Source organism: Rhizobium leguminosarum, from assembly GCF_004123835.1.
Taxonomy (GTDB): Bacteria; Pseudomonadota; Alphaproteobacteria; order Rhizobiales; family Rhizobiaceae; genus Rhizobium; species Rhizobium leguminosarum_M.
On sequence record NZ_MZMU01000012.1, the window covers coordinates 16,771 to 42,804 of the forward strand.

Annotated in this window: 24 protein-coding genes and 1 pseudogene; 13 read left to right on the forward strand and 12 right to left on the reverse strand. The window is 61.1% G+C overall.

Annotated elements, in window-relative coordinates:
* Positions 1-136 precede the first annotated feature (136 nt).
* The 6 genes from glpK (at position 137) to map (ending at position 6,334) form a co-directional block, all read left to right on the forward strand.
* Positions 137-1,630, forward strand: a complete 1,494-nt coding sequence (gene glpK, locus B5P46_RS16800) for a glycerol kinase GlpK (protein WP_129419640.1) — start codon at positions 137-139, stop codon at positions 1,628-1,630.
* Between the two features lie 173 nt (positions 1,631-1,803).
* The gene (locus tag B5P46_RS16805; protein ID WP_011653034.1) at positions 1,804-2,178 is read left to right on the forward strand and encodes a YciI family protein; all 375 of its coding nucleotides are present in this window, start codon (positions 1,804-1,806) and stop codon (positions 2,176-2,178) included.
* Complete coding sequence (locus B5P46_RS16810; RefSeq protein WP_129419641.1) at positions 2,175-3,434, forward strand: RNA polymerase sigma factor; 1,260 nt, start codon at positions 2,175-2,177, stop codon at positions 3,432-3,434. The genes B5P46_RS16805 and B5P46_RS16810 overlap by 4 nt, the downstream gene beginning before the upstream one ends.
* Before the next feature lie 99 nt (positions 3,435-3,533).
* A complete protein-coding gene (locus B5P46_RS16815; RefSeq protein WP_129419642.1) occupies positions 3,534-4,001 on the forward strand; it encodes an SRPBCC family protein in 468 nt (155 codons plus the stop codon).
* 253 nt (positions 4,002-4,254) lie between these two features.
* Complete coding sequence (locus B5P46_RS16820) at positions 4,255-5,316, forward strand: LLM class flavin-dependent oxidoreductase (protein ID WP_129420507.1); 1,062 nt, start codon at positions 4,255-4,257, stop codon at positions 5,314-5,316.
* 259 nt (positions 5,317-5,575) lie between these two features.
* Entirely contained in the window at positions 5,576-6,334 is a 759-nt protein-coding gene (gene map / locus B5P46_RS16825) for a type I methionyl aminopeptidase (protein WP_129419643.1), read from the forward strand.
* Positions 6,335-6,576: 242 nt separating this feature from the next.
* Here map and B5P46_RS16835 read toward each other — a convergent pair whose 3' ends face one another.
* Positions 6,577-7,152, reverse strand: a complete 576-nt coding sequence (locus B5P46_RS16835; RefSeq protein ID WP_129419645.1) for a PadR family transcriptional regulator — start codon at positions 7,150-7,152, stop codon at positions 6,577-6,579.
* Positions 7,153-7,318: 166 nt separating this feature from the next.
* Here B5P46_RS16835 and B5P46_RS16840 point away from each other — a divergent pair, with 166 nt between their 5' ends.
* Together B5P46_RS16840 and sbmA are read left to right on the forward strand one after the other, a co-directional pair.
* Positions 7,319-8,503: a YbfB/YjiJ family MFS transporter gene (locus B5P46_RS16840; RefSeq protein WP_206735363.1), complete on the forward strand. Its 1,185-nt coding sequence runs from the start codon at positions 7,319-7,321 to the stop codon at positions 8,501-8,503.
* A 125-nt stretch (positions 8,504-8,628) separates the two neighbouring features.
* A complete protein-coding gene (sbmA, locus tag B5P46_RS16845) occupies positions 8,629-9,894 on the forward strand; it encodes a peptide antibiotic transporter SbmA (protein WP_129419646.1) in 1,266 nt (421 codons plus the stop codon).
* Between the two features lie 94 nt (positions 9,895-9,988).
* Here the strand turns inward: sbmA and B5P46_RS35525 are convergent.
* Together B5P46_RS35525 and B5P46_RS16850 are read right to left on the reverse strand one after the other, a co-directional pair.
* Positions 9,989-10,130, reverse strand: a pseudogene (locus B5P46_RS35525) (endonuclease domain-containing protein); the annotation flags it as partial.
* Positions 10,131-10,176: 46 nt separating this feature from the next.
* Entirely contained in the window at positions 10,177-11,163 is a 987-nt protein-coding gene (locus tag B5P46_RS16850; protein WP_129419647.1) for a polysaccharide deacetylase, read from the reverse strand.
* 121 nt (positions 11,164-11,284) lie between these two features.
* Between B5P46_RS16850 and B5P46_RS16855 the strand changes: the two genes are divergently transcribed.
* From B5P46_RS16855 to der, 3 genes are all read left to right on the forward strand, one after another.
* Positions 11,285-11,869, forward strand: a complete 585-nt coding sequence (locus B5P46_RS16855; RefSeq protein ID WP_129419648.1) for an NnrU family protein — start codon at positions 11,285-11,287, stop codon at positions 11,867-11,869.
* A 210-nt stretch (positions 11,870-12,079) separates the two neighbouring features.
* On the forward strand, positions 12,080-12,763 hold the full coding sequence (locus B5P46_RS16860; protein ID WP_129419649.1) for a tetratricopeptide repeat protein: 684 nt from the start codon (positions 12,080-12,082) through the stop codon (positions 12,761-12,763).
* 18 nt (positions 12,764-12,781) lie between these two features.
* Entirely contained in the window at positions 12,782-14,203 is a 1,422-nt protein-coding gene (der, locus tag B5P46_RS16865; RefSeq protein WP_129419650.1) for a ribosome biogenesis GTPase Der, read from the forward strand.
* Positions 14,204-14,330: 127 nt separating this feature from the next.
* Here the strand turns inward: der and B5P46_RS16870 are convergent, their stop codons facing one another.
* Complete coding sequence (locus B5P46_RS16870) at positions 14,331-14,768, reverse strand: MarR family winged helix-turn-helix transcriptional regulator (RefSeq protein WP_129419651.1); 438 nt, start codon at positions 14,766-14,768, stop codon at positions 14,331-14,333.
* Positions 14,769-14,930: 162 nt separating this feature from the next.
* Between B5P46_RS16870 and B5P46_RS16880 the strand changes: the two genes are divergently transcribed.
* Positions 14,931-15,944 (forward strand): alpha/beta hydrolase, encoded by a 1,014-nt coding sequence (locus tag B5P46_RS16880; RefSeq protein ID WP_129419652.1) that lies wholly within the window; start codon positions 14,931-14,933, stop codon positions 15,942-15,944.
* 6 nt (positions 15,945-15,950) lie between these two features.
* Here the strand turns inward: B5P46_RS16880 and B5P46_RS16885 are convergent, their stop codons facing one another.
* Positions 15,951-17,132 carry a glycosyltransferase family 4 protein gene (locus B5P46_RS16885; RefSeq protein ID WP_129419653.1) on the reverse strand — a complete coding sequence of 394 codons (1,182 nt, stop codon included), beginning with the start codon at positions 17,130-17,132 and terminating at the stop codon, positions 15,951-15,953.
* Between the two features lie 248 nt (positions 17,133-17,380).
* Positions 17,381-18,421 (reverse strand): glutamine synthetase beta-grasp domain-containing protein, encoded by a 1,041-nt coding sequence (locus B5P46_RS16890; protein WP_129419654.1) that lies wholly within the window; start codon positions 18,419-18,421, stop codon positions 17,381-17,383.
* A gap of 432 nt (positions 18,422-18,853) precedes the next feature.
* Here B5P46_RS16890 and gstI point away from each other — a divergent pair, with 432 nt between their 5' ends.
* Positions 18,854-19,045 carry a glutamine synthetase translation inhibitor GstI gene (gstI, locus tag B5P46_RS16895; RefSeq protein ID WP_027664062.1) on the forward strand — a complete coding sequence of 64 codons (192 nt, stop codon included), beginning with the start codon at positions 18,854-18,856 and terminating at the stop codon, positions 19,043-19,045.
* Between the two features lie 126 nt (positions 19,046-19,171).
* On the opposite strand, the gene B5P46_RS16900 is transcribed toward gstI, so the two are convergent.
* The 6 genes from B5P46_RS16900 to B5P46_RS16925 all read right to left on the reverse strand — a co-directional run bounded on the left by B5P46_RS16900 (position 19,172) and on the right by B5P46_RS16925 (position 25,771).
* The gene (locus B5P46_RS16900; RefSeq protein WP_129419655.1) at positions 19,172-20,092 is read right to left on the reverse strand and encodes a sugar kinase; all 921 of its coding nucleotides are present in this window, start codon (positions 20,090-20,092) and stop codon (positions 19,172-19,174) included.
* Positions 20,093-20,328: 236 nt separating this feature from the next.
* Positions 20,329-21,315, reverse strand: coding sequence for an ABC transporter ATP-binding protein (locus B5P46_RS16905; RefSeq protein ID WP_129419656.1), 987 nt, complete (start codon positions 21,313-21,315; stop codon positions 20,329-20,331).
* Positions 21,308-22,300 carry an ABC transporter ATP-binding protein gene (locus B5P46_RS16910; protein ID WP_129419657.1) on the reverse strand — a complete coding sequence of 331 codons (993 nt, stop codon included), beginning with the start codon at positions 22,298-22,300 and terminating at the stop codon, positions 21,308-21,310. The genes B5P46_RS16905 and B5P46_RS16910 overlap by 8 nt, the downstream gene beginning before the upstream one ends.
* Before the next feature lie 4 nt (positions 22,301-22,304).
* Positions 22,305-23,222 (reverse strand): ABC transporter permease, encoded by a 918-nt coding sequence (locus B5P46_RS16915; protein ID WP_064651996.1) that lies wholly within the window; start codon positions 23,220-23,222, stop codon positions 22,305-22,307.
* The gene (locus B5P46_RS16920; protein ID WP_129419658.1) at positions 23,219-24,142 is read right to left on the reverse strand and encodes an ABC transporter permease subunit; all 924 of its coding nucleotides are present in this window, start codon (positions 24,140-24,142) and stop codon (positions 23,219-23,221) included. The genes B5P46_RS16915 and B5P46_RS16920 overlap by 4 nt, the downstream gene beginning before the upstream one ends.
* A 48-nt stretch (positions 24,143-24,190) precedes the next feature.
* Positions 24,191-25,771, reverse strand: coding sequence for a peptide ABC transporter substrate-binding protein (locus B5P46_RS16925; RefSeq protein WP_129419659.1), 1,581 nt, complete (start codon positions 25,769-25,771; stop codon positions 24,191-24,193).
* Positions 25,772-26,034 lie beyond the last annotated feature (263 nt).

The window sequence follows — 26,034 nt, forward strand, 5'->3', positions numbered from 1 at the left end:
TCACGATAATCGACATGCTAAAGCAATTCCGTTTTTCTCCGAATCACGGAAATGCTCTATCTCTTTGTTTCCACGCAATTCCGGACGCAAAACCGCTGCGCACTTTAGCTGGAATTGCTCTAGCGGGAGGGTTTTCATGAGCGGATATGTTCTGGCGATCGATCAGGGAACGACGTCGACGCGGGCGATCGTCTTCGATGGCGACATGCATGTCGCCGGCAAGGGCCAGAAGGAATTCACCCAGATCTATCCGCGCTCCGGCTGGGTCGAGCACGATCCCGAGGAGATCTGGGATTCGGTCGTCTCCACCGTCAAGGCGGCGCTGCGCGATGCCGGGATCGAGGCTAGGGATCTTGCAGCACTCGGCATCACCAACCAACGCGAAACCGTCGTCGTCTGGGAGCGCGAGACGGGCCGGCCGATCCAGAATGCCATCGTCTGGCAGGACCGGCGTACGGCAAGCTATTGCGACAATCTGAAACGGCAGGATCTCGAGCGGCTGTTCACGAAGAAGACCGGCCTGATCCTCGATCCCTATTTTTCCGGCACCAAGCTATCCTGGATGCTGGCGAACGTGAAGGGCGCGCGAGCGCGCGCTGCCAGGGGCGATCTCTGCTTCGGCACGATCGACACCTTCCTGATCTGGCGACTGACGGGTGGCAAGAGCTTCGTTACCGATGCCACCAACGCCTCGCGCACGCTGATGTACAACATTGCCGAAAACGCGTGGGACGAGGATCTGCTCGATATTCTGAGAGTGCCCCCCGCCATGCTGCCGGAGGTCAAGGATTGCGCCGCCGATTTCGGCACGGTCGATCCTGATATTTTCGGTGCTGCTATCCCGATCCTCGGCGTGGCCGGCGACCAGCAGGCGGCGACCATCGGCCAGGCGTGTTTTGCGCCGGGCATGATGAAATCGACCTACGGCACCGGCTGTTTCGCGCTGCTCAACACCGGCGCCGATATGGTGCGGTCCAAAAATCGGCTGTTGACCACCATCGCCTACCGCCTGAACGGCGAGACGACCTATGCGCTGGAGGGTTCGATCTTCATCGCCGGCGCCGCGGTGCAATGGTTGCGGGACGGGCTCGGCATCATCGGCAGCGCCGCTGAGACCAACGCGCTTGCCGAAAGGGCGGATCCGACCCAGGAGGTCTATCTCGTGCCCGCCTTCACCGGCCTCGGCGCACCGCATTGGGACGCCGCGGCGCGCGGCGCGATCTTTGGGCTGACGCGCAATAGCGGCCCGGCTGAACTCTCCCGGGCGGCACTGGAAGCCGTCTGCTATCAGACCCGCGATCTGCTCGACGCCATGCAGAAGGACTGGAAGAACGGCACGGAGGACACCGTGCTGCGCGTCGATGGCGGCATGGTCGCCTCCAACTGGACGATGCAGCGCCTTGCCGACCTGCTCGATGCGCCGGTCGACCGCCCCGTCATTCTCGAGACGACGGCGCTGGGGGCCGCCTGGCTCGCCGGCAGCCGGGCAGGTGTGTGGCCGGACAGGGACGGCTTTTCGGCGACCTGGAAACGGGATCGGCGGTTCGAGCCCGAGATGGACGAGAAGGTGCGGGCGGCAAAGCTCAAGGGTTGGAAGAATGCGGTCAAGCGGACGCTGAGCGAGGGGTGAGGGGCGATCAGCGCCGCGATATAACGCCGCTCGTGTCCGCGAGATGCCCAGTACTTTCTTCAGCTACGGCCTCGCCGTGCTCGGGAAGTTCACGAATTTCCCCTCGATAATTTTTTGATGCGGCCTGTCGGGTAAGCGGTTACTCCTTCGTCATTCAAGAAGAGGAGTGAGCGATGCTTTATGCAATCCTTTGTTACGCCCATGAGGAAACCGTCTTCGCCTGGAGCAAGGAGGAAGAAGCTGCCGTCATGGAGAAACTCTACGCCGTGCAGGAGCCGCTTGCCGCATCCGGCAAGCTCGGCCCCGTCGGCCGGTTGATGCCGACGACGGCTGCGACCACAGTGCGCAAGGGCAAGGACGAGCCCTTGGTCATCGATGGGCCTTTTGCGGAAACGAAAGAGGCGCTTCTGGGCTTCTATGTCGTCGACTTTGAAACGCTCGACGAGGCGATCGCCTTTTCGAAGCAGCTTTCATCCGTCAATCCAGGTTCCACCTCTTACGAAATTCGGCCTTTCTACGTCTTCAGGCCCGGAGATGCTTCATCATGACAGACATTGCCTGGATCGACCTCGCGCTTGCATCGGCCCGCCCGAAGGCGCTCGGCGCGCTGCTGCGTTATTTCCGCAATCTCGATACAGCGGAAGAGGCGTTTCAGGAAGCGTGTTTGAGGGCGATCCGGACATGGCCGGAGAAAGGGCCACCGCGCGATCCCACAGCCTGGCTCATCTTCGTCGGCCGCAATAGCGGCATCGATGCGGTGCGCAAACGGGCGAAGATCCAGGCTTTGCCGGACGAGGACCTCATTTCCGATACCGAGGACGCCGAAAGCGATATCGCCGAGCGGCTGGACGATTCCAATTATCGCGACGATATCCTGCGGCTGCTGTTCATCTGCTGCCATCCCGATCTGCCGGCAACTCAGCAGATCGCGCTGGCGCTGCGCATTGTCTCCGGCCTTTCGGTGCCGCAGATCGCGCGTGCCTTCCTGGTTTCCGAAAGCGCCATGGAACAGCGCATCACCCGGGCCAAGGCGCGCGTCGCCAAGGCTGGGGTGCCTTTCGAGACGCCGAGCCCGCAGGAAAGGGCCGAACGGCTCTCGATCGTCAGCACGATGATCTACCTGATCTTCAACGAGGGCTACAGCCAGGCCGATCCCAGGCATGAGGCGGCTGCCTTCAGCGACGAAGCGATCCGGCTGGCGCGATTGATGCTGCATGTCTTCCCGTCCGAACCGGAGCTGATGGGGCTGCTTGCGCTCATGCTCCTGCAGATCTCGCGCCGGCCGGCGCGCTTCAATGCCGGGGACGAGATCGTGCTGCTCGAAGATCAGGACCGGTCGCTCTGGAACCGGCCCTTCATCAATGAGGCCTTAGCGCTGCTCGACAAGGCGCTGCGCCACCGCAAGCCCGCTCCTTATCAGATTCAGGCTGCCATCGCCGCTGTTCATTCCCGCGCAAAGTGCGCCGAGGATACAGACTGGGTGGAGATCGATCTGCTCTATCGCGCGCTGGAGCGTCTCCAGCCATCGCCTGTCATAACGCTGAACCGGGCCGTCGTCGTCTCCAAGCTCCAGGGTGCGCAGGATGCGCTCGACCTCATCGATCCGCTTGGCGAAAAACTCGGCGGATATTTCTACTATCACGGCTTACGGGGCGGACTGCTGAAGCAGCTTGGCCTGACCAGCCAGGCGCGCGAAGCCTTCGACCGCGCCATTGCATTGGCCCATTCGGCAGCTGAGGCCGCCCATATCCGCCGGCAGATCGACAAGATGCAGGAAGAGGCCACGCAGCCAATCGCAAAATAAAATGCGAAAGGCCGGCGCGGTGTCGGAACGGCGAACTCTGACACGTCCTTGTAACAACCTGACAGGAAACAGGTTTCATTCAAATGGAAGGATGTCGAAATGACCGCCAGCACTCAACATGAACTCGTCCTCGTTCGCGAATTCGACGCGCCGCGCGAGAAGATCTATAAGGCATGGACCGATCCTGATCTGCTGAAGCAGTGGTTCGTGCCGCGTCCCTGGGGTGTGGCGAAAGCAACGCTCGACGTCCGCCCCGGCGGTTCCAGTGTCGTCGTCATGCATGATCCCGAGGGCAATCAATACCCGAACCGCGGCGTCTATCTCGAGATCGTCGAGAACGAGAAGATCGTCTTCACCGATGCCTATACCAGCGCTTGGGTGCCTTCCGAGAAACCTTTCTTCACGGGCGTCATCCTGCTCGAAGATCTCGGCAACGGTCGCACGAAATATACGGCCAAGGCGCTGCACTGGCGCGCCGAGGACAAGGAAGCGCACGAGAAGATGGGTTTCCACGAAGGATGGGGCAAGGCTGCGGACCAACTGGCGGAGTTGCTGGCGAAGATGTGAGCGGAGGCGAGACGGCGCGGCGAGACCGCGTCGTCCTGGCAGTTGAAGCACCGTCTAAGACGGTTCGTAAGATGATTCCGCCGGCGCTTCGAAGTCATTGAATTCAGATTCGAATTGGTCGCCGATTGATCTTCCAGATCGCCAAAGACATCATGCCGCTATCGAAATTCTCGAACATTCCGTTCCAGAATTTGTATTTGCGCTCTATCCCCGGCATCCTTATCTCAGCCGAGAATTCAACAGGATGCCGATGATGGAACTGGGGCTTTACACATTCGCCGACGTCAATCCCAACCCCTCCCGCAGCAAGGGCGCGGAAGGGGCGGAGCGGCTGAAGCATCTTATCGAGGAAATCGAGCTTGCCGATCAGGTGGGGCTCGACGTCTTCGGCCTCGGCGAACATCACCGGCCGGACTATGCGGCATCCGCTCCTGCAGTCGTATTGGCCGCGGCCGCGGTCAAAACGAGGAACATCCGACTGACCAGTGCTGTCACCGTTCTCTCCTCCGATGATCCGGTGCGTGTCTTCCAGCAGTTTTCGACGCTCGATCTGATCTCCAACGGCCGCGCCGAAATCATGGCGGGGCGTGGCTCCTTCATCGAGTCCTTCCCGCTGTTCGGCTACAATCTCGAAGACTACGACCAGCTTTTCGAGGAGAAGCTCGATCTGCTGCTGGCGCTGCGCGACAGCGAGGTTGTGGAGTGGAAGGGTGAGCTTCGCGCGCCGATCAACGGGCGCGGCGTCCATCCCAGGCCGCTGCAGGATCCGTTGCCGCTCTGGGTCGCGGTCGGTGGTACGCCGCAGTCGGTGGCGCGCGCAGGCGCCCTTGGCCTGCCGGTGGCGCTGGCGATCATCGGCGGCGAGCCGCGCCGTTTTGCGCCGCTCTTTGATCTCTACCGCGAGGCCGCGCGCCGGGCAGGGCAGGATCAGTCGAAGCTGAAGACCAGTATCAATGTCCACGGCTTCATCGCCGACACGACGGCGGCGGCGGCCGACCAGTTCTACGGGCCGCAGGCAGAGGTGATGAACCGCATCGGCCGCGAGCGTGGCTGGGGACCGACGAACCGGGCGCATTTCGACATGTCGCGCGGGCCGAACGGTGCGCTCTTCGTCGGTGATCCCGAGGTGGTCGCCGAAAAGATCATCGCCCATCATGCGCTCTTCAAGAACGACCGCTTCCTGCTGCAGATGGCCATCGGCCTGATGCCGCATGCCGAGATCATGCGCGGCATCGAGCTTTACGGCACGAAAGTCGCGCCGATCGTCAGAAAGGCGTTGACTGATAGCGGCGAAGAGGCGAAAGCCACGGCTTGACGAGCGCATAACGCCGAAAATCGAAATCGATTTTCGAAACGGAGTATGCGCAGATTCGAAGTGACAGAGCGTCCTTAGGGCTTCCTGTTGGAGGCGCGGCGCTCTAGAACAGGATAATTTTAGACCGGGTCGGCCTAAAATTTGAATCCTGTTCTAAATTAGATAGTTAGAGCATGATGTCGTCCGAAAACCGCTCACACTTTTCGGCATTATGCTCCAGGGCGGCCGCTGCCGCCCTGCGCAAGGCCGGAACAGACGAATGGTTATCGCAAACGACGACGAACTGACAAAGCTCAAGGAGATCGGCCGCATCTGCGCCAACGCCATTCAGGTGATGGCGGCGGCGATGGAGCCGGGCATGACGACGCTGGAGCTCGACCAGATCGGCCGCAAGGTGCTCGAGGATTCGGGCGCGCGCTCGGCGCCGGAGTTCTGCTACCAGTTTCCGGGCGCCACCTGCATCAGTATCAACGAGGAAATCGCCCACGGCATTCCCGGCCCGCGCGTCATCCGCGCCGGCGACCTCATCAATATCGACGTCTCGGCTGAGAAGGATGGCTTCTTTGCCGATACCGGCGCTTCCTTCGCGGTGCCGCCGATCAAGCCGAAGATCGAACGGCTCTGCCGCGACGGCAAGCGGGCGCTCTGGGTCGGGCTCAACCAGGTCAAATCGGGCGAGCCGCTGGCAAAGATCGGCACAGCCGTCGGCGCCTTTGCGCAGAAGAACCGCTATACGCTGGTCGCCAATCTGGCGAGCCACGGCGTCGGCCGCTCGCTGCACGAGGAGCCGGCCGAGCTCTCGACCTGGCCGGATCCTTCGGAAAAACGGATGATGACCGAAGGTCTCGTCTTCACCGTCGAACCGTTTCTCTCGCTCGGAGCGACATGGGCCGAAGGCGGCGACGATGCCTGGACGCTCTATGCCGATCCGAAGGCGCCGACCGTGCAATACGAACACACGGTGGTCGCGACGCGCAACGGGCCGGTGGTTCTGACCTTGCCGGATGAGCGGGGGTAGGGCTTTCTCGGCTGAGCCAGCGCGCCCGCCTCGTCCTTCGAGGCCCCTGCGGGGCACCTCAGAATGAGGCTCTGTTGGGCGTCGGCGCGGCATCCTCCAACATCTCGATTGGGAGCACGGCATTCTCCAACGTCCCTCATCCTGAGGTGCGTAGCCTGTAGGGCGGAGCCTCGAAGGACGAGCCGCAGCGCTGCTCCTGGCATCCATCGGACGCTGAAGCACCCGCTGTGCGGCCTTCATCTTCAGCCCCGCGTTCCCGGCCTGCCGCCTTGCAGGATTTCGGTGGCGGCGCGTTCGAGGATGCCGGCGATGCGGGCGGCTTCGGGTTTCGACCAGGGATAGCGCATCCGCAGCGCCGAGCGCAGCAGCATGCGGGCGGCGCGGATATCGCCGCCGTCCTGCATGAAGTCGCCGTCATCGCCATCGTCGGCGCCGTGACGGTCGGTTTCGAAGACACGTTTCACATAGGCCATTTTCTCACCGATGCGCTCGAGCTTGGCGAGCGTGTGCAGGATCATATCGCGGTTTTCCTCGACGCGGCGGCGGCCGGCCTCGGTGATGCGATAGAGCTTCTTGGCGCCCTCGGCCTCGACCTCGGCAAGGCCGGTTTCCTCCAGATAGGTGAGTGCAGGATAGATGACGCCGGGGCTCGGTACATAGAAACCGCCGGAACGCTCCTCCAATATCTTTATCAATTCGTAGCCGTGGCGCGGCTGCTCAGCGAGCAGCGCCAGGATGACCAGCTGCAGATCGCCGGCCGCGAATTTACGGCCCATGCGGAAAGCGTCGCCGAACATGCCGCCTTTAAAACCTCTCATGGTTCTTCCTTTCATCGTTAGATGTATCGTTGAATATGTCGTAAAACATATATCGTACGATAATGTCTTTCAAGTGCGACCAAGAATTTTTGATGTTTCGGGAAATTGATCGATCGATCAGAATTACTTGATTGTGATGCGGGTGCTGCAGCGCGATAAGCGCTGCATGCTCGTGCGCACCGGTCACTCCCCGCCGAATCTTGTCTCCACCGCCGCTGCCGGCGCCGTTGCCATGGCCGCTGCCATGGGCTTCGGGCGCTTCTCCTACACGCCGATCCTGCCCGGTATGATCAGCGGGGTGCCGCTTTCGGCAGCGGATGCAGGCTTTATCGCATCGGCGAATTTCGTCGGTTATCTCGTCGGCGCCGTGCTTGCCGCTTATGGCTGGGCAGCGGGGCGGGAACGGCTGGTGGCGTTGTTGTCGCTGCTTGCAACCGCGATCCTGCTTGCCGCCATGGCCGCTACCGATTCCGTCGCCGTCTTTGCCGTCATTCGCTTCCTGGCCGGCCTCGCCAGCGCCTTTGCTATGGTCTTCACCTCGTCGATCGTGCTCAGCCACGGGGCTGCTGCCGGCAACGATCATGTGCAGGCAGCGCATTTCGGCGGGCCGGGTGCTGGCATCGCGCTGTCCTCGGTCATGGTGTTTCTGATCGGCCTCGGCTTTCACGACGGGCCGGGCGGTTGGCGCGCCGACTGGATCGGCGGGGCGCTTTATTGCGCGGCAAGCCTCATCGTCGTTTTCCTGCTGCTGCCGTCGTCGCCGGCGCAATCGGCGCAGTCGGGCAAGGAGCCGGCGCTCATCTGGAACCGGCCGATGGTGTTGCTGACGTTGTCCTACGGCCTGTTCGGCTTCGGCTATGTCATCACCGCGACCTTCCTCGTCACCATCGCGCGCCTTTCTGCAACCGGGCCCTTCGTCGAATTCCTCTGCTGGTTCATCGCCGGCTTGACTGCGACGGTGGCGCTGTTTGCCTGGAAGCCGCTGGTCAAGCCGCTCGGGCTTGGCGGGGTCTATGTCGCAGCCCTTCTGGTCGAGGCCGCCGGCGTGCTTGCGACCGTGGCGCTGCCGCCTTCCGTTGCACCGCTGATCGGCGGCGCGCTGTTCGGGGCGACGTTCCTGGCAATCACCGCCTACGGGCTGCAGATCGGCCGCAAGCTTTCGCCTGACAGTCCGCGGCGGATCCTGGCGATGATGACGGCCGCCTTTGGTGTCGGCCAGATCGTCGGGCCCGTTGTCGCCGGCTGGATCGCAGAGCGCAGCGGCAACTTCACCGTCCCGACGGTGATCGCCGCCGTGGCACTCGTCGCCTGCGCAGCGCTGGTGATGCCTGTGATCAAGAAAATCGCTTAACCGGTTACAACTCCGTAACAATCGGCTGAACCCATTGCTGCTTCCTTCGAACTGCCTTAGTTTCCGGCACAATCAGTGTTCGACGACACTCCCGAGACTCACAGTTCAGGAAAGCAAAGCTCCCCGTGTTTCATTCCTTCTTTCCGCAGCCAAAGGCGTTCTTTACTTCGCTCGTCGTTTGGACCCTGATTTCCATTGCCGGCTGGTATCTCTTCGCTGCCAGCCTCGGCGCATCGCTCGGCTATGCGTCGGTTCCGGAAGAGCAGCAGCCGATCGACCTTTCGTTCTTCTTGCTGCCCGAAAATGTCTGGTTCTACAGCTATTTCCTTCTGTCGGCGGTGATCTTCTGCGGCGCATGGCATCTGAAGGCGCTGAATCACCCGTGGAAGATTTGGTCGATCTGGGGTTCGGCACTGATCATCTTCGTGACCTACTTCGGCGTCCAGATCAGCGTTGTGATCAATAACTGGCGCCGGCCGTTTGGTGACCTTCTGCAGAACGCATTGTCGAAGCAGCCAGGCATTTCTGTCGACAATTTCTACAGCCTGATGTGGGTCTTCTGCCAGATTGCATTTCTCAGCATGTTCGTATCGATCATGACCGACTTCTTCACCAGCCACTACATCTTCCGCTGGCGAACGGCGATGAACAATTTCTACATGTCGAAATGGGAAAAGCTGCGTCACATCGAAGGTGCCTCCCAGCGCGTTCAGGAAGATACGATGCGCTTTTCGAGCACGCTCGAAGGTCTTGGTATCAGCCTGATCAACTCGGTGATGACGCTCGTGGTATTCCTTCCGATCCTTCTGGCGCTGTCGCATTACGTGACCGAACTGCCGTTCATCGGGCCGGTTGCGAATTCGCTCTTCTGGCTGGCGCTGTTCTGGTCGGCGTTCGGCACGCTTCTGCTGGCGGTCGCCGGCGTCAAGCTGCCGGGGCTGAATTTCCGCAATCAGCGCGTCGAAGCGGCGTATCGCAAGGAGCTCGTCTATGGCGAGGACCATGCGGAACGGGCCGAGCCGCTGACCGTCAGGGAGCTCTTTGGCAACGTTCGCCGGAACTATTACCGCATGTATTTCCACTACATGTATTTCAATGTCGCCCGCTATTTCTATATCCAGGCCGACGCGCTCTTCGTGGTCTTCATGCTGGTGCCGACGATCGTAGCGGGCACCATCACTTACGGTATCTTCCAGCAGATCTCGACCGCCTTCGGACAGGTCAGCAACTCGTTCCAGTATCTCGTCAACTCCTGGACGACGATCATTGAACTGCTCTCGATCCACAAACGCCTCAAGGCCTTCGAGGCGGCAATCGATGATGAACCGCTGCCGGATATTGACCGGCGCTACTTGGAGCGTGAGACGGGCGTCGTGCACGCCGACGGTTGATGGGTAAGATTTTCCCGGATCGGGAAGGGCAGGCGGTGGTCGATAGGGCTACCGGGTTTTATTGTGGCAGGATGGAAATGTCCTGCGTGCCGACCCCCTCATCCGCCTGCCGGCACCTTCTCCCCGCTGGGGAGAAGAGACTTGTCGCGACGTCTCGACTCCCTCTTCTCCCCAGCGGGGAGAAGGTGGCCCGAAGGGTCGGATGAGGGGGCGGCACGGCACGTCGTCTCGTTCAAGGGAACCTAGGGCGCCTTGCCGGTTCGACAGCGCCCATAGCCACCATCAAAGACCTGAAGTCTGCAATTTCCCGCGCGCTTCGATCATCGGGATCGCTTCCGAATAACTGACGCAGGCGACCTCAGCCCGGTGGCAGACGTCGCTGACCAGCCTGTCGAGCGCCCGCCAATAGGCGCCGCCGTTCATTTCGACGAAGTGGAAGCCGAGCTGTAGCGGGATGCGGGCGCCGGCATATTGCTTGTCGAAAGCCTCCTTGAAGGCGGCATAGGCGCGGTCCTCGAATTCCGCGGAATCGGCCGTATCCTCCTCACCCTTGGAATGGCGGACGAAGAGATTGTAGTCCATGCCGATGATCGGCTTGTCGTTCGGGCCTTCCGGGATCAGCGGCAGGCCGAAGCGGATGATGCCGTCTTCCTCGACAGGCATGGCAGGCCCTTTGGTGACGAGGCTCGCGTCATAGGTGAAGCCCGCCTTCTTTTCGGCGGCGATCATGTCGGCGCCCGCAGTTGCGGAGAGATAGGGGGCGCGAAAGCCCTTGATGCCGTGATCGACCAGATCCTGCCAGCCGGCCGGCTCGTGGAGACCGACGCTATTCCAAGCATTCTCAAGCGTCTCGTGGAAGGTGGCGTACTCGGCCGACCAGTCGGCCTCGCTCCAGAGGCGGCCGTCGAAATGGCCACAGGCGTGGCTCGATATGTCATGTCCTTCGAGATGGGCGTGCCAGATATTGCCGAGGCGCTCGCGGATCTCGTCGTCGCTCTGGGCGAAGCCGACGTTGGATTTTCCGCGTTTCTGGTGCGGCGCCTGGTAGGCCTTCTTCGCCGCCTCGTTCATCAGAAAAGTGCAGGAAAGGAAATAGGTGAAATGGGCGCCGTTTTTCGCCGCCATCTCGCGGCTTTTCAGCCACAGCGCGTTGTCGTGGGCGCCGTCGAAGGAAATGATGACGAGCTGTTTCGGCCGGCCGGTCGCCTCTGCAATTGCCGGAACGAGGAGCGAAACAGAAAGGCAGGCGGAGAGGAGGGAACGAGACATGGGCACCGCGACAATTTGTTCGCGGTTTCCCTCCGACAGAATTGCGGCGAAGCTGCGGTCGCGCTGGCATTTTTTCACACCACCAGCTAAGCCATCACAAACGGCACGGAAGGGATCCGCAATGACACTGCTTATCGTCGGCATCATACTTTTCCTCGGGGTGCATCTGGTGCGAGTGCTGTTGCCGGACTTTCGCCGTTCGATGATCGCAAGCCTCGGCGAGAAGGGCTGGCGCGCGGCCTATTCGATTGCCAGCATCGCTACGCTGATCCTGTTGATCTACGGCTTCGGGCAGGCGCGGCAGGTAACCGGCATGCTTTACAGTCCGCCGGTCTGGATGGCGCATATAGCAATCACGCTGATGCTGATCGCGATGATCTGTCTCGTCGCCTCGCTGCTGCCGGCGGGGCATATCGCGACCAAGACCAAACATCCGATGGTGCTGTCGGTGAAGATCTGGGCGCTGGCGCACCTGCTTTCCAATGGCGAGACGTCGTCGGTTCTGCTGTTTGCCGCCTTTCTCGCCTGGGGCGTTATCCTGCGCATTTCCTTGAAACGGCGGCAGCGGGCAGGCGAAGTCACGCTCCGACCGTTCGTCTCGGCCAAATACGACCTCTATGCGATCGTCATCGGCATCGTCGTCTGGGCGCTGATCATCTGGAAGCTGCACCAATGGTTGATCGGGGTTTCGCCGCTCGTCATCTGACCTGCGCATAATCCTTTCCAAAAATCGATTCCGATTTTTGGAAAGGATTATGCGCGGATTCAAAGTGTTAGAGCGTCCTTAGCGCGTCCTGTTGGACGCGCGGCGCTCTAATCTTTCACATCCCCCTTACAACGGCTGCAAAATGGAGTAGAAGGCCCGACAATATGCGTTTTGCATGGTGTATGGGTATTTCCGCGGCCGGAGACGAGAATGGCATTCAACGACGACAGCTTCATCCGTGAAGTCAATGAGGAATTGCGGTCTGACCAGATGAAGGGCGTCTGGCGCCGGTTCGGCCGCTATATCGTCGTCGTCGCCATCCTGATCGTCGTCGGCACCGCCGGCAAGGTTCTCTACGACTATTGGGACGACAACCGCTCCTCCGGCACCGGCGACCAGTTCCTGGCGGCGATGAAGCTAGCCGACGAGAACAAGAGCGACGAGGCGCTGGCCGCGCTCGACAAGCTCGAGAAGGAAGGCCATGGCGCCTACCCGGTGCTGGCGCGCATGCGGGCCGCGACCGTTCAGGTGCAGAAGGGCGATACCGCCGCGGCAATCGCCGCCTTCAACGAGATCGGCAAGGACAATGCCGTTCCGGCCGCCGTGCGCGATGCCGCCAAGATGCGTGCCGGCTGGCTGCTCATCGAGAACGGCGCTTACGAACAGGTTTCGGCCGCGATCGAGGCAATGGCCGTTCCGGGCAACGCCTTCCGTCATTCGGCGCGCGAGGCACTCGGCCTTGCCGCTTACAAAGCCGGCAACATGGCGCAGGCGCGGCAGTGGTTCCAGTCGATCGTCGACGATACCGACAGCCCGCGCAATGTTGCCAATCGCGCCCATATGATGCTTGATCTGATTACCGCATCCGGCAAGGCGCCCGCCGCTCAGGGCTGATCGCGTTAAGGACAAGATATGAGTTTCACGGTCGCCATCGTCGGTCGTCCGAATGTCGGCAAGTCGACACTTTTCAACCGGCTGGTAGGCAAGAAGCTGGCGCTTGTCGATGACACGCCGGGTGTGACCCGCGACCGCCGGCCGGGCGATGCGCGGCTGATGGGCCTGACTTTCACGATCATCGACACGGCTGGTCTGGAAGAGGCCGACGCGGAAAGCCTGCAGGGCCGGATGCGGGCGCAGACCGAAGCGGCGATCGACGAGGCGGATCTTTCGCTTTTCGTCGTCGATGCCAAGAGCGGATTGACGCCCGTCGATACCGACCTTGCCGAAATGCTGCGCCGGCGCGGCAAGCCGGTGGTGCTTGTCGCCAACAAATCCGAAGCGCGCGGCTCCGACAGCGGCTTCTATGACGCTTATACGCTCGGCCTCGGCGAGCCGACGCCGATTTCGGCAGAACACGGGCAGGGCATGCTCGACCTGCGCGATGCGATCGTCGCGGCGATCGGCGAGGACCGTGCCTATCCCGAGAAAGAGGATGTGGCGGTTACCGACGTCGACATTCCGCAATCATCAGACGAGGGCGACGAGGACGAAGAGCCGACCTATGACGATACGAAGCCGTTGCGCGTGGCGATCGTCGGGCGGCCGAATGCCGGCAAGTCGACGCTGATCAACCGCTTCCTCGGCGAGGACCGGCTGCTGACGGGACCGGAAGCGGGCATCACCCGCGATTCCATCTCGGTCGAATGGGACTGGCGCGGCCGCACCATCAAGATGTTCGATACGGCCGGCATGCGCCGCAAGGCACGGGTGATCGAGAAGCTGGAGAAGCTTTCGGTTGCCGACGCATTGCGCGCCATCCGCTTTGCCGAAACCGTCGTCATCGTGTTCGATGCGACGATCCCCTTCGAGAAGCAGGACCTGCAGATCGTCGACCTGGTGCTGCGCGAGGGGCGTGCCGCCGTGCTCGCCTTCAACAAGTGGGACATGATCGAAGATCGGCAGGCGGTGCTTGCGGATCTGCGCGAAAAGACCGGCCGGCTGCTGCCGCAGGCGCGCGGTATCCGCGCCGTGCCGATCTCCGGCCAGACCGGCTGGGGGCTCGACAAGCTGATGCAGTCGATCATCGACACGGACAAGGTCTGGAACAAGCGCATCTCGACGGCCAGGCTCAACCGCTGGCTGGAGACGCAGCAGATCCAGCATCCGCCACCGGCCGTTTCCGGCCGCCGCATCAAGCTGAAATATATGACGCAGGTGAAGGCCCGCCCGCCGGCCTTCATGATCTCCTGCACCCGGTCGGATGCGCTGCCGGAATCCTATACACGCTATCTGATCAACGGGTTGCGCGCGGATTTCGACATGCCGAGCGTGCCGATCCGCATCCATTTCCGCTCGCCTGACAATCCGTTCGAAGGCAAGAAGAGACGAACGTAGGGTTCGGGGGCCTTTCGTAGTGGGAACACCCCCTCTGCCCTGCCGGGCACCTCCCCACCTGTGGGGGAGATGCCCGGCAGGGCAGAGGGGGTACCATAAGCACTGTGATACCCAGTCCGGTTAGCAGCTAAACCACGCTTCGATTCAGCGCCTCACGCAGCGCCACGATCTCGGCCTGGAGGCGGGTGAGGTCGACTGCATCGCGACCGCTGGCAGCGGCGATGCAACCCGGGATGCCGATCGCCCTTTCCTTCAGGCGAATGCCTTCGTCGCTCAAGCGGATGACGACGACGCGTTCGTCCTCCCGGCTGCGTTCGCGTCTGACATAACCTGCGGTTTCGAGGCGTTTGAGCAGCGGGGTCAGCGTGCTCGATTCCAGGAAGAGCTTTTCACCCAAGCCGCCGACGGTCTGGCCGTCCTGTTCCCAGAGCGAAACCATCGCCAGATATTGCGGATAGGTGAGACCCAACGTATCGAGCAGCGGCTTGTAAACGCGGTTCAGTGCGTGGCTTGCCGTATAGACGGCGAAGCAGATGAAATTGTCGAGCTTCAGCTGATCCTGCATGGGGTTATCTTCAGAACTGATGGAAGTTATATCGCGCGATAAATAATCGTAAGCGATTTTTATGCATGGCTGCTATGCGCAAATTTAAATTGTCCAATAAACAATCGTGCGCGATATAAAAACGGTGTTCAGGACAAACATCGAACCCGAGAGGACAAGACAATGTCGACCATCAAGACCGCAGTTTCCGCAGCAGCACTCCTGGCAGCTTCCGCCGTCGGCGCGCTTGCCGATCCGGTACTCGAACCGACAACGCAGAAATTCATCGACGGGCTTGCCGGCGGCAAGCCGATCTACACGCTGTCGCCGGCCGATGCCCGCAATGTTCTGGCGGGCGCGCAGAAGGGCGACGTGAAGAAGCTTGCCGCCCAGGAAGAGGACAGGGTCATCAGGGCCGGTCCGACAGGCAACATCAAGCTGCGCATTGTCCGCCCGGAACATGCCAAGGGCACGCTGCCGGTCATTCTCTATTTCCATGGCGGCGGCTGGGTGCTGGGCGATGCCGATACACATGATCGGCTGGTGCGCGAGATCGCCAACGGCGCCGATGCCGCCGTCGTCTTCGTTGACTACGAGCGCTCGCCGGAAGCCCGCTATCCCGTTGCCATCGAGCAGGCCTATGCTGCGACCAAATATGTCGCCGAACATGCCAAGGAGTTCAAGGTCGATGCCTCCAGGCTCGCTGTCGCAGGCGATAGCGTCGGCGGCAACATGGCGGCGGTGGTGACGCTGCTTGCCAAGGAGCGTGGCGGTCCTGCCATCGACCAGCAGGTGCTGTTCTACCCCGTCACCGACGCCAATTTTGACAATGGTTCTTACAATGAGTTCGCTGATGGCCCGTGGTTGACGAAGGAAGCGATGAAGTGGTTCTGGAACGCCTATCTGCCCGATGAAGCCAAGCGCAAGGAGCCGACGGCCTCACCGCTGCAGGCGTCGCTGGAGCAGTTGAACGGGCTGCCGCCGGCCCTCATCATCGTTGACGAAAACGACGTGTTGCGCGACGAAGGCGAGGCCTATGCCCGCAAGCTCAGCCAGGCCGGCGTCAAGGTCACGTCGATGCGTTATAACGGCACGATCCACGACTTCGTGCTGCTGAACGCGATTGCCGAAACGCCTGCCGCACGCAGCGCGATTGCGGTCGCGAACGACGCGCTTCGCAGCGCGCTTCACAAGTAAAACCAATCAGTCTGCAGACGGGAGAGGCCCGGCGGTTTCGCCGGGCTTTCTGCTTCTTGGAAGCGATTTGGCAAACTGCCAGGCCTTCTTCCATTTCGGCGTGATCACGCCGTTGGCAGCGCGGATATTGTTGATGAACTGCAGTGTCGCCGCTTCCCAGGAATATTGCATGGCGAGTTCACGGGCCTTGCTGCGCGAGGCGGAGAGGGCGGCAAGGCAGGCCGCCTGCAGGTTCTGGTCGAGCGCCCCGACCTCGCTATCCTCGCCGATGATGTCGAGCGGGCCGGTGACCGGATAGGCTGCGACCGGCACGCCCGATGCCAGTGCTTCGAGGATGGTGTTGCCGAAGGTGTCGGTGAGCGAGGGAAAGACGAAGACGTCGGCCTGGGCGTAGGTTTTCGCCAGATCCTCGCCAAACTGCACGCCCGCAAAGAAGACGTCGGGATATTGCTTTTCAAGCTCGGCGCGGGCAGGACCGTCGCCGACGACGACCTTGGAGCCCGGCAGATCGAGATCGAGGAAGGCCGGCAGGTTCTTTTCCAGCGCCACGCGGCCGACGGTCATGAAGATCGGGCGCGCCAAGCCGAACGGGTTTTCCTCGAGCGCCATCGGACGGAACTGCGTGGCGTCGATGCCGCGGCTCCAGGGCATGAGGTTGCGGATGCCCTTTTCCGACAGTTCGCGCGCAAGGCTCGGCGTCGCCACCATGCAGCCGGCGCCGCCATTGTGGAACCAGCGAACGAAGGAGTAGAGCCAGCTCTTCGGTATCGGCAGGCGCGCGGAAACGTATTCCGGGAAGCGGGTGTGGTAGCTCGTCGAAAACGGCATGCGGTTTCTCAGGCACCAGCGGCGGGCGGTCAGCCCCAGCGGACCTTCGGTGGCAATATGCACGTAGGACGGATTGTACTTTTCGATCTCGCGGGCGATGCGGCGGTAATTGGCGATCGACAGGCGGATCTCAGGATAGGTCGGGCAGGGGATGCTGTTGAAGCGCTCCGGCGTCACCATCGAAACCTCGACGCCCATCTTCGCCAGTTCGCGGTTGGTGTTCTCGATCGAGCGCACGACGCCGTTGACCTGTGGGTGCCAGGCATCGGTGACAATCACCAGCCTCTCAGGCAGGTTCCCGGCGGCTGCGGCATTGGCCCAGCTCTCGCCGCTATAAGTGTTTGCCGGACGTTGCAGCATGTCACGATTTCCATCCGCGTCGCAGTGATATGCCAACGCTCAACCCCTAAGCGGGGTTCCGGAACGGCGATTCCCGCTTGCTTATTTTGAGGCATGACCATGATGGAAATATTACAGCCCATATTGCGAGGATTGCAGGGCTTTCGCCGGTCTGATCGCCCCGATTATGTCGGCGGCTGGCGGCGGTTGTTTTTCATTTGAAGGAAGAAAGTCACGGCGCCGGTCGTGGACCGGCGCCGCCTGGGAGGTCAAGCTGCAGCGGAAGCCGAGCTTGCGGTCGGAACTTCCGAGATCGTCTTCAGAACCTGCGAAGCGATCTGGTAGGGGCAGCCCTGCGAATTCGGGCGGCGATCTTCCAGATAGCCCTTGTAGTCGTTCTTGACGAAGGAGTGCGGCACGCGGATCGAGGCACCACGGTCGGCAACGCCGTAGGAGAACTTGTTCCACGGAGCCGTCTCGTGCTTGCCGGTCAGGCGCTTGTCGTTGTCAGGACCGTAGACGTCGATGTGGTCCATCAGGTTCTTGTCGAACTGCGCCATCAGCGCTTCGAAATAGGCCTTGCCGCCGACTTCGCGCATGTACTTGGTCGAGAAGTTGCAATGCATGCCCGAGCCGTTCCAGTCGGTGTCGCCGAGCGGCTTGCAGTGATACTCGATGTCGATGCCGTACTTTTCGGTCAGGCGCTGCAGGAGGTAGCGTGCCATCCAGATCTGGTCGGCGGCCTTCTTGGAGCCCTTGCCGAAAATCTGGAATTCCCACTGGCCCTTGGCCACTTCGGCATTGATGCCTTCGTGATTGATGCCGGCAGCGAGGCAGAGGTCGAGATGCTCTTCGACGATTTCGCGGGCAACGTCGCCGACGTTCGCATAGCCGACGCCGGTGTAATAAGGGCCCTGCGGAGCGGGGTAGCCCTGCTCAGGGAAGCCGAGCGGACGGCCGTTCTGGTAGAAGAAATATTCCTGCTCGAAGCCGAACCAGGCGTCTTCGTCGTCGAGGATGGTGGCGCGGGCATTCGATGCGTGCGGCGTGACGCCATCCGGCATCATGACTTCGCACATGACGAGAGCGCCGTTGGTGCGGGCCGGGTCGGGATAGATGGCGACCGGCTTCAGCACGCAATCGGAGCTGCGGCCTTCAGCCTGCATCGTCGAGGAGCCGTCAAAGCCCCAGAGCGGAAGCTGTTCCAGCGTCGGGAATGCGTCGAATTCCTTGATCTGCGTCTTGCCACGCAGGTTCGGTACCGGAGTGTACCCATCGAGCCAAATATACTCGAGCTTATATTTTGTCATCGTGACTCTCTCAATGCTACGAAGGTGAGCAAATCCGGAGGTGATCTCGGCGCGCAAGCGCATCCGACCGCCAGGGATGACGCTTTAAAAGCACGTAGCGTGCCAGTTTTGGCGCCGTGCGAAAGAAAAATCGCGAATCAGCGTGCCAGCCGATTTTTTCCCTTTTGGAAAATCAGGCTGTTTTTAACGTTCATAGACAGTATCGCCCATGAAAACGCACTTTTCCCGTCTGGAACCGGATGAAAATTGCGGCGTTAGGCTGAAATGATGAAGTGTTAAACAAATTATCGGAAACTTTTAGCCGAGACAGCATACCGACCGATTACAATTGCACCATTGCCCTTATTTTATGCAATTTGCATAAACTATGTGCATTGTGCTATGTAGATAGTCCTGAAATGTTGATGCGCCGAACTGAATGGAGGCGATCTCATGCCCACCGGTTTCCATCGTGAATCCGCAACGATCTACCAGTTTCCCGTTAAGGCGATACGAAACGCCAACCGGTTCGAACGCGCCAGGCTAATGGAGCGCGAGGCCGCAGACGTCTGCGATGCTGCGCTCGATAGTTGCTGGTACCATGACGAGGCAGTTCGCGACGCCGATCGGCCGACGAAGTCCTGATTTCCCCTGGCAGCGGGCAAACGATGCCGACAAAGCGGGGAGCGCTCGCACATGGCGTTCATACTGCGTCAGCATGTGCGGCCTAAAAGCATGTTTCGCTAAGCGAATCTGAAAGATCGCGCCGCTTTAGCCGCCATCCAATCCAAGCTTTTCCCTTACGACCAATGCGCCATGTTCGCTGACGACGCGGGCAGCGACCTTTGCTGCGAAGCGGGCGGCGGCAGGTGCATCGCCTGCTTCGAGATATCGTGCGAGAAAAGCGCCGTTGAAGCTGTCGCCGGCGCTGGTCGTGTCGACCACCTTCTCCACCTTTTCGGCCGGAACGAAGGTCTCCTCGCCGGCAAAATTCAACGTGACACCGTCCGCGCCGTTCTTGACGACGATATGGACGGCGCCCAGCGCGCGATAGCGATGGATCGTCGCCTCGATGGAATCGTCGCCGAAATGGGCTGCCTCGTCGTCGAAGCTCGGCATGACGAGCACGGAGGAGCGGGCGCCTTCGCTGATCGTCGTGTGCATCACGTCGTAGCTCGACCAGAGGCGTGGGCGGATGTTCGGATCGAAGACGACGAGCTTGCCGGCGGCCTTGGCGCGACGGACTTCGGCGAGCAGCGTCTCGGCATCCTCTTGCGGCAGGATGGCAAGCGTGATGCCGGAGAAATAGACGACTTCAGCGCTCTCCACCGCCTCGCGCAGGCGGTCGGGATCGGCAGCCAGGCTGCGGGCGGCCGAGTTGTCGCGCCAGTAGCTGAAGGAGCGCTCGCCGTTCTTCAGGTTGATCATGTAGAGGCCGGGCGTCCTGCCTCTCATGCGGCGGATGAGGCTGGTGCCGATGCCCGCCTTGTCGATGAAGGCCACCATTTCGTCCGACATGCCGTCGTCGCCGAGCGCGGTGAAATAATCGACCGACCAGTCGGGGCCAAGGCAGGCGCGGCCATACCAGGCGGTGTTGAATGTATCGCCGGCAAAGCCCTTACGCAGCAGGCCGTCGCCTGCCTGGGAGAGCTCCACCATGCATTCACCGATCGATAGAAACCGTCCGCTCACCTTGTCCTCCAGGCATTAGAGCGCCGCGCGTCCACCCGGACGCGCTAAGGACGCTCTATCGCTTTGAATAGGCGCATAATCTTTTCCGAAAATCGATTCCGATTTTCGGGGTTATGCGCTGGTCTTTATCCGCTGATACGCGGAGAGCATGGGGGTGGCAAGCGCGGATATTGCATCAGATGAAAAGCCCGCCTACGCAGACAGGGCGAAGGCCGCTTGCGCGGCCTTCGTTCCGTTCATGGCCTGTCCATGTGATAACAGGCGGCCGTCTGGCCGGGGCGGACGTGCTCGGTCGGCGGCATTTCGGTCCGACAGATGTCGGTCGCCTTCCAGCAACGGGGCGAGAAGACGCAGCCCTTCGGCGGATTGAGCGGCGAGGGCGGGTCACCCTGCAGGCGGATGCGCGTGCGCAGGCGCGCGAGCTTCGGATCGGGGATCGGCGCAGCCGAAAAAAGCGCCTGCGTATAAGGGTGAGCCGGGTGATCGAAGACCGTTGCGCAGTCTCCGGCTTCCACCACCCTGCCGAGGTAGAGCACCAGCACATCGTCCGAGATCAGGCGCACGACGGAGAGGTCGTGGCTGATGAAGATCAGCGTCAGGCCGAATTCCTTGCGCAGCTTGCGCAGAAGCGTGATGACCTGGCCCTGGATCGAGACGTCGAGGGCAGAAACCGGCTCGTCGCAGATGATGAGCTTCGGCTTGGTGACGACCGCGCGGGCGATGCCGATGCGTTGCGCCTGGCCGCCCGAGAATTCGTGCGGATAGCGGTTGATCATCTCCGGCACCAAGCCGACGGCGGTCATGATCTCGCGGACACGTTCGGTGCGCTCGGCTTTGGAGAGTTTCGGCTCGAAAACGGTGAGCGGCTCGGCGATGATGTCTCCAACCGTCATGCGCGGGTCGAGCGAGGCGATCGGATCCTGGAAGATGATCTGCATGTCGCGGCGGGCGGCGCGCATTTCCTCATCCGACAGGTCGAGCAGGTTGCGGCCCTGCCAGAGGATGCGGCCCTTCTGCGATTTCAACAGCCGCAGAATGGAGCGGCCGAGCGTGGACTTGCCGCAGCCGGATTCGCCGACGATGCCGAGCGTGCGGCCTTCGCTGAGGTCGAAGCTGACATTGTTGACAGCGGTCAGGAAGATCGGCGGCTTGAAGAAGCCTTTGGCCGGCAGTTCGAATTGGGTCGTCAGGTTCTCGACCCTTAGAAGCGATCGTTCAGCCATGATTCAACAGCTCCTCGCGACGCGGGAAGGGGTGGTAACAGGCGGCGCAATGGCGCGGCGCCAGCGTTTCAAGCGGTGGCGGGCGGTCGATGCAATCGTCCTGGACCTGCGAACAGCGCGGCGAGAAATTGCAGCCCTTCGGCAGGTGCTGCAGGTTCGGCGGACGCCCGGGGATGACGACGAGGTCGTCGACATCCTGGTCCGGCCGCGGGATCGAGGCATGCAGTGCTGCGGTATAGGGATGGGCCGGGTTGTCGAAGAGTTCGTCGACAGGCGCCTCCTCGACGATGCGGCCGGCATACATGACGGCGACGCGGTCGGCGAGGCCGGCAACGACGCCGAGGTCGTGGGTGATCATGATTAGCGCCGTGTTCATCTCCGCCGTCAGGTCGTTGAAGAGATCGAGGATCTGCGCCTGGATGGTGACGTCGAGTGCCGTCGTCGGTTCGTCGGCGATCAGAAGCTTCGGCCGGGTGAGTAGCGCCATGGCGATGACGATGCGCTGGCGCATGCCGCCGGAGAGCTCATGCGGGTAGAGGTGAAAGCGCCGTGTCGGGTCGGGGATGCCGACACGTTTCAGCATGTCGAGCGCTGCGGCGGATGCGGCACGCGCCGTCAGACCGCCGTGCACCTCGAGCTGTTCCGTCAGCTGCCGGGAAATCTTCAGCGACGGGTTCAGGGCGGTCATCGGGTCCTGGAAAACCATCGCCATGTCCTTGCCGCGGATCTGGTCGAGTTCGCGCGGTTTCAGCGCCAGCACGTCCTTGCCTTCGAGCAGCGCCTGTCCCGTCGTTTTGCCGTTCTTGGCGAGCAGCCCCATGATGCCGAGGAAGGTCTGGCTCTTGCCGGAGCCGGATTCGCCGACGATGGCGATGCGCTCGCCGCGCTTGACCGTCAGGTTCATGTTGGAGACGGCCTTGACCTCTCCATCAGGCGTCTTGAAGGTGATCGAATAGTCTTTGAGTTCGAGAAGGGTGTCCGTCATCTTTTTAGCGATCCTTCGGGTCGAACGCGTCGCGCAGGCCGTCGCCGATGAAGAGCAGGCTGAGCAGCAGGGCCACGAGGAAGCTTGCCGGGAAGACCAGCAGCCAAGGCATGCTTTCCATGGCATCGGTTCCCTCGGCGATCAGCGTGCCGAGCGAGGTCAGCGGTTCCTGCACGCCGAAGCCGAGATAGGAAAGGAAGCTTTCGGTGGCGATGATTTCAGGCACCGTCAATGCTGCGAAGATGACCACGGGTCCGACGAGGTTCGGGATGATGTGCTTGATGATGATCTTGAACGGCCGCTGCCCGGATGCGCGGGCCGCTTCGATGAATTCGCGATGCTTGATCGACAGCGTCTGGCCGCGCACGATGCGGGCCATGGTCAGCCATTCCAGCGCGCCGATGGCGGCAAAGAGCAGATAGACGTTGCGGCCGAAGATCACCATCAGCAGGATGACGAAGAGGATATAGGGAAGCGCGTACATGATATCGACGAAGCGCATCATGATCGCATCCAGCCTGCCGCCGATATAGCCCGATACCGCGCCGTAGAGCACGCCGATGAAGACGGAGACGACGGTCGCCGTCAGCGCCACGGCCAGCGAGACGCGGGTGCCATAAAGGACGCGGGCCAGAAGGTCGCGGCCGTTCGGGTCGGTACCGAAATAGTGGCCGGTTTCGATCGAGGGCGGTATGCGGAAGGCCGCCCAATCAGGATCCTCATAGTTGAAGGGAATGAACCAGGGGCCGATGAAGGCGGCGAGGATCAGAACCGTCAGGACCACGATCGACAGGACGGCGGCCTTGTTACGCCCCAGGCGGCGCAGGGCATCCTTGGTGAGCGAGCGGCTTTCGGGCGCAAGGCCTTCCGCCTCCAGCAGTTCCTGGGCGAGCAGCTCGCGCTTTGCGGGGTTGAGGATCATCTGTTTCTCACTTTCGGATCGAGCCACGCATATGCGATATCGACGAGAAGGTTCAGGAACACGATCAGCACCATGTAGAAGATGACCGTGCCGAGAACCATGCCGTAATCGCGGTTCAGCGCTGCGTTGACGAAATAGCGGCCGATGCCGGGCAATCCGAAGATGCTCTCGACGACCAGCGAGCCGGTGAGAAGATAACTTGCCGCTGGACCCAGATAGGAGACCACAGGCATCAGCGCAGGTTTCAGCGCGTGGCGCATCACCGTCAGCCGCGGGCCGATGCCTTTTGCCTTGGCGGTGCGAATAAAGTTCTGATTCATCACCTCGATCATCGAGCCGCGGGTGATGCGCGAGATACGGCCGGCATGCGGCAGCGCCAGAACGACGATCGGCAGGATGAGGTATTTGATCGAGCCGTCGCCCCAGCCGCCGACCGGAAACCAAGCGAGATGGATGCCGAAGACAAGCTGCAGGATGGGCGCAATCAGGAAGTTCGGCAGCACGACGCCCACCAGAATGAGCGCGCCCAGAATATAATCCGGTGCCTTGTTCTGATAGAGCGCCCCAAGACAGCCGACGGCCACGCCGACAATGATGGCAATCAGGAAGGCAGCCGTACCGATGGTGAAGGTGTAGGGCAGACCGATCATGATCTGCTGGGCGACGGTGAAATCCTCGCTGGCGAAGGAGGGGCCGAGATCGCCCCGGAGCAGGTCACCGACATAGATCAGGTACTGCTGGATGAGCGGCTTGTCGAGATTGTAGTGGATCGCAAGGTTCTTCAGGATCACCGGCGGCAATGGCCTTTCGCCATCGAAAGGGCCGCCGGGGGCAAGGCGCAAAACAAAAAAACAGGCTGTGACGGCGATCCAGAGAACGGGGATCGTCGATAGCAGGCGACGGAGGGCGTATTTGATCATGGTCGTGGGCCGGTCCTTTCCGCAATGCGCGGAAAGGACCGTTTTCCCTTACTCTTTCATCGACAGCCAGCGGGTGCGGTGGATGTCCTGAATGTTGTCGACGAAGCCTTCGATCTTCGGCGAAACAACATTCTTCGAGACGTAGTAATAAATCGGCAGGGCGGCGGATTCATCCAGCGCCAGCTGTTCGGCCTTCTTGAAGATCGCGGCACGCTTGGTGAGATCGGTCTCGGCGTTGCCTTCCTTGATCATCTTGTCGTACTCGGGATTCGACCAGCGGCCGTAGTTCATCTGCACGCCTGTCACCAGGAGGTTCAGGAAGTTGTCCGGGTCGTTGTAGTCGGCGAGCCAGCCGGCGCGGCCGATTTCGACCTGGCCGCGCTGCATCTGGTCGTAATGCACCTTGGTTTCGGCGTTGACGAGCTCGACATTGACGCCGAGCGGCTTCCACATGGAAGCGATGGCGACGGCGATGCGCTTGTGATTGTCGTTGGTGTTGTAGCTGAGGACGGCGTGAAGCGGCTTGTCCGGGCCGAAACCGGCTTCGGTCAGAAGCTTCTTGGCTTCGGCGACCTTCTCGCTGTAGGGCAGGTCCTTCCAGCTGACATAGGCCGGCTCGCCGTAATTCGCCGTGCCCGGCGGAACCCAGGAATAGGCCGGCAGTTCGCCGGTGCCGAGGATCTGCGGGCCGATGACTTCGCGGTTGATCGCCATGGAGAGAGCCTGGCGGACGCGCTTGTCGCTGAAGGGCGGCTTCTGCGAATTGACGACGTAATAGTAGAGGCCGGAGAAGGGGGCGACATGCGCCTGGCCCGGCAGGTTCTTCTTCATCCACTCGTACTGGTCGGTCGGGAAGTCGGTGAGGATGTCGAATTCACCGGCGCGGTAGCGCTTCAGCGCGGCTTCCTGATCCTCAAGCACGAAGAACTTCGCGCCATCGATCTTCAGGTCCTTGGTGTCGTACCACTGGTCGTTCTTGACTGTGGTGACATGGGAGCCCGGAACCCACTCGACCGGCTTGTAAGGGCCGTTGGTGACGATGTTGCCGATCTTGACCCAATCCTGACCCTTCGCCTCGACGACATGCTTCGGCAGTGGATAGGCGGTGTAATGCATCAAGGCGTTGATGAAATAGGGGGTCGAGTTTTCGAGCGTGATTTCGAGCGTCTTGTCGTCTATCGCCTTGACGCCGAGTTCGTTGAGATCGGTGATCTCGCCCTTGTTGATCTTTTCCGCATTCTTGATGGTGAATTGCAGATAGGCATAATCGGCGGCATTCTTCGGGTCAACGAGGCGCTGGAAGGCGAAGACGAAGTCTCCTGCCGTTACCGGCTGGCCATCGGACCACTTGATGCCGTCGCGAAGCTTGAAGGTGTAGACCTTGCCATCAGGCGAAATCGTCCAGCTTTCGGCCTGGCCGGGGATCGGATTATCCTTGGCGTCCTCGGTGACGAGGCCTTCGAAAATGTCACCGGCGATACGGTTCTCCCAGTCGCCGGAAAGCTTCTGCGGATCGAGCGACTGCGGGTCGCCACCATTGTGAATGTTGAGCGTGGCCGCATGGGCCGAAAACGCCAGCAATGTGCCAAGCATTGCAGAGGCGAGAAATTTTTTCGCGAAATGGTTCATGGTGGGTCCACCTTTCTAGGCTTTGCGCCTTTATTAGACATTTGTTCCCGGTATTTGACCTCTTACGTGCAGGTCAGTGCGCACATTATCGCAAAGGCTTTGCGTTGCAACCCCAAATCCGGAGGGTGGATTCGGGTTGTGGACAAGCCTATATACGTCTCCCCCTTGTCGGATCGCGACGATGCGTCGCGGCGTTTCACAACACCTTTCATAACCGCTTCACATGGTTGTCTTTTGTTTCGTCCGCTTTAGTGTGGCGAGCG

Excerpts from the sequence above, each read along its gene's own strand:
- glpK (WP_129419640.1), top strand. The coding sequence starts at position 137 with ATGAGCGGATATGTTCTGGCGATCGATCAGGGAACGACGTCGACGCGG.
- B5P46_RS16805 (WP_011653034.1), top strand. The coding sequence starts at position 1,804 with ATGCTTTATGCAATCCTTTGTTACGCCCATGAGGAAACCGTCTTCGCC.
- B5P46_RS16810 (WP_129419641.1), top strand. The coding sequence starts at position 2,175 with ATGACAGACATTGCCTGGATCGACCTCGCGCTTGCATCGGCCCGCCCG.
- B5P46_RS16815 (WP_129419642.1), top strand. The coding sequence starts at position 3,534 with ATGACCGCCAGCACTCAACATGAACTCGTCCTCGTTCGCGAATTCGAC.
- B5P46_RS16820 (WP_129420507.1), top strand. The coding sequence starts at position 4,255 with ATGGAACTGGGGCTTTACACATTCGCCGACGTCAATCCCAACCCCTCC.
- map (WP_129419643.1), top strand. The coding sequence starts at position 5,576 with ATGGTTATCGCAAACGACGACGAACTGACAAAGCTCAAGGAGATCGGC.
- B5P46_RS16835 (WP_129419645.1), bottom strand. The coding sequence starts at position 7,152 with ATGAGAGGTTTTAAAGGCGGCATGTTCGGCGACGCTTTCCGCATGGGC.
- B5P46_RS16840 (WP_206735363.1), top strand. The coding sequence starts at position 7,319 with ATGCTCGTGCGCACCGGTCACTCCCCGCCGAATCTTGTCTCCACCGCC.
- B5P46_RS16850 (WP_129419647.1), bottom strand. The coding sequence starts at position 11,163 with ATGTCTCGTTCCCTCCTCTCCGCCTGCCTTTCTGTTTCGCTCCTCGTT.
- B5P46_RS16855 (WP_129419648.1), top strand. The coding sequence starts at position 11,285 with ATGACACTGCTTATCGTCGGCATCATACTTTTCCTCGGGGTGCATCTG.
- B5P46_RS16860 (WP_129419649.1), top strand. The coding sequence starts at position 12,080 with ATGGCATTCAACGACGACAGCTTCATCCGTGAAGTCAATGAGGAATTG.
- der (WP_129419650.1), top strand. The coding sequence starts at position 12,782 with ATGAGTTTCACGGTCGCCATCGTCGGTCGTCCGAATGTCGGCAAGTCG.
- B5P46_RS16870 (WP_129419651.1), bottom strand. The coding sequence starts at position 14,768 with ATGCAGGATCAGCTGAAGCTCGACAATTTCATCTGCTTCGCCGTCTAT.
- B5P46_RS16880 (WP_129419652.1), top strand. The coding sequence starts at position 14,931 with ATGTCGACCATCAAGACCGCAGTTTCCGCAGCAGCACTCCTGGCAGCT.
- B5P46_RS16885 (WP_129419653.1), bottom strand. The coding sequence starts at position 17,132 with ATGCTGCAACGTCCGGCAAACACTTATAGCGGCGAGAGCTGGGCCAAT.
- B5P46_RS16890 (WP_129419654.1), bottom strand. The coding sequence starts at position 18,421 with ATGACAAAATATAAGCTCGAGTATATTTGGCTCGATGGGTACACTCCG.
- gstI (WP_027664062.1), top strand. The coding sequence starts at position 18,854 with ATGCCCACCGGTTTCCATCGTGAATCCGCAACGATCTACCAGTTTCCC.
- B5P46_RS16905 (WP_129419656.1), bottom strand. The coding sequence starts at position 21,315 with ATGGCTGAACGATCGCTTCTAAGGGTCGAGAACCTGACGACCCAATTC.
- B5P46_RS16910 (WP_129419657.1), bottom strand. The coding sequence starts at position 22,300 with ATGACGGACACCCTTCTCGAACTCAAAGACTATTCGATCACCTTCAAG.
- B5P46_RS16915 (WP_064651996.1), bottom strand. The coding sequence starts at position 23,222 with ATGATCCTCAACCCCGCAAAGCGCGAGCTGCTCGCCCAGGAACTGCTG.
- B5P46_RS16920 (WP_129419658.1), bottom strand. The coding sequence starts at position 24,142 with ATGATCAAATACGCCCTCCGTCGCCTGCTATCGACGATCCCCGTTCTC.
- B5P46_RS16925 (WP_129419659.1), bottom strand. The coding sequence starts at position 25,771 with ATGAACCATTTCGCGAAAAAATTTCTCGCCTCTGCAATGCTTGGCACA.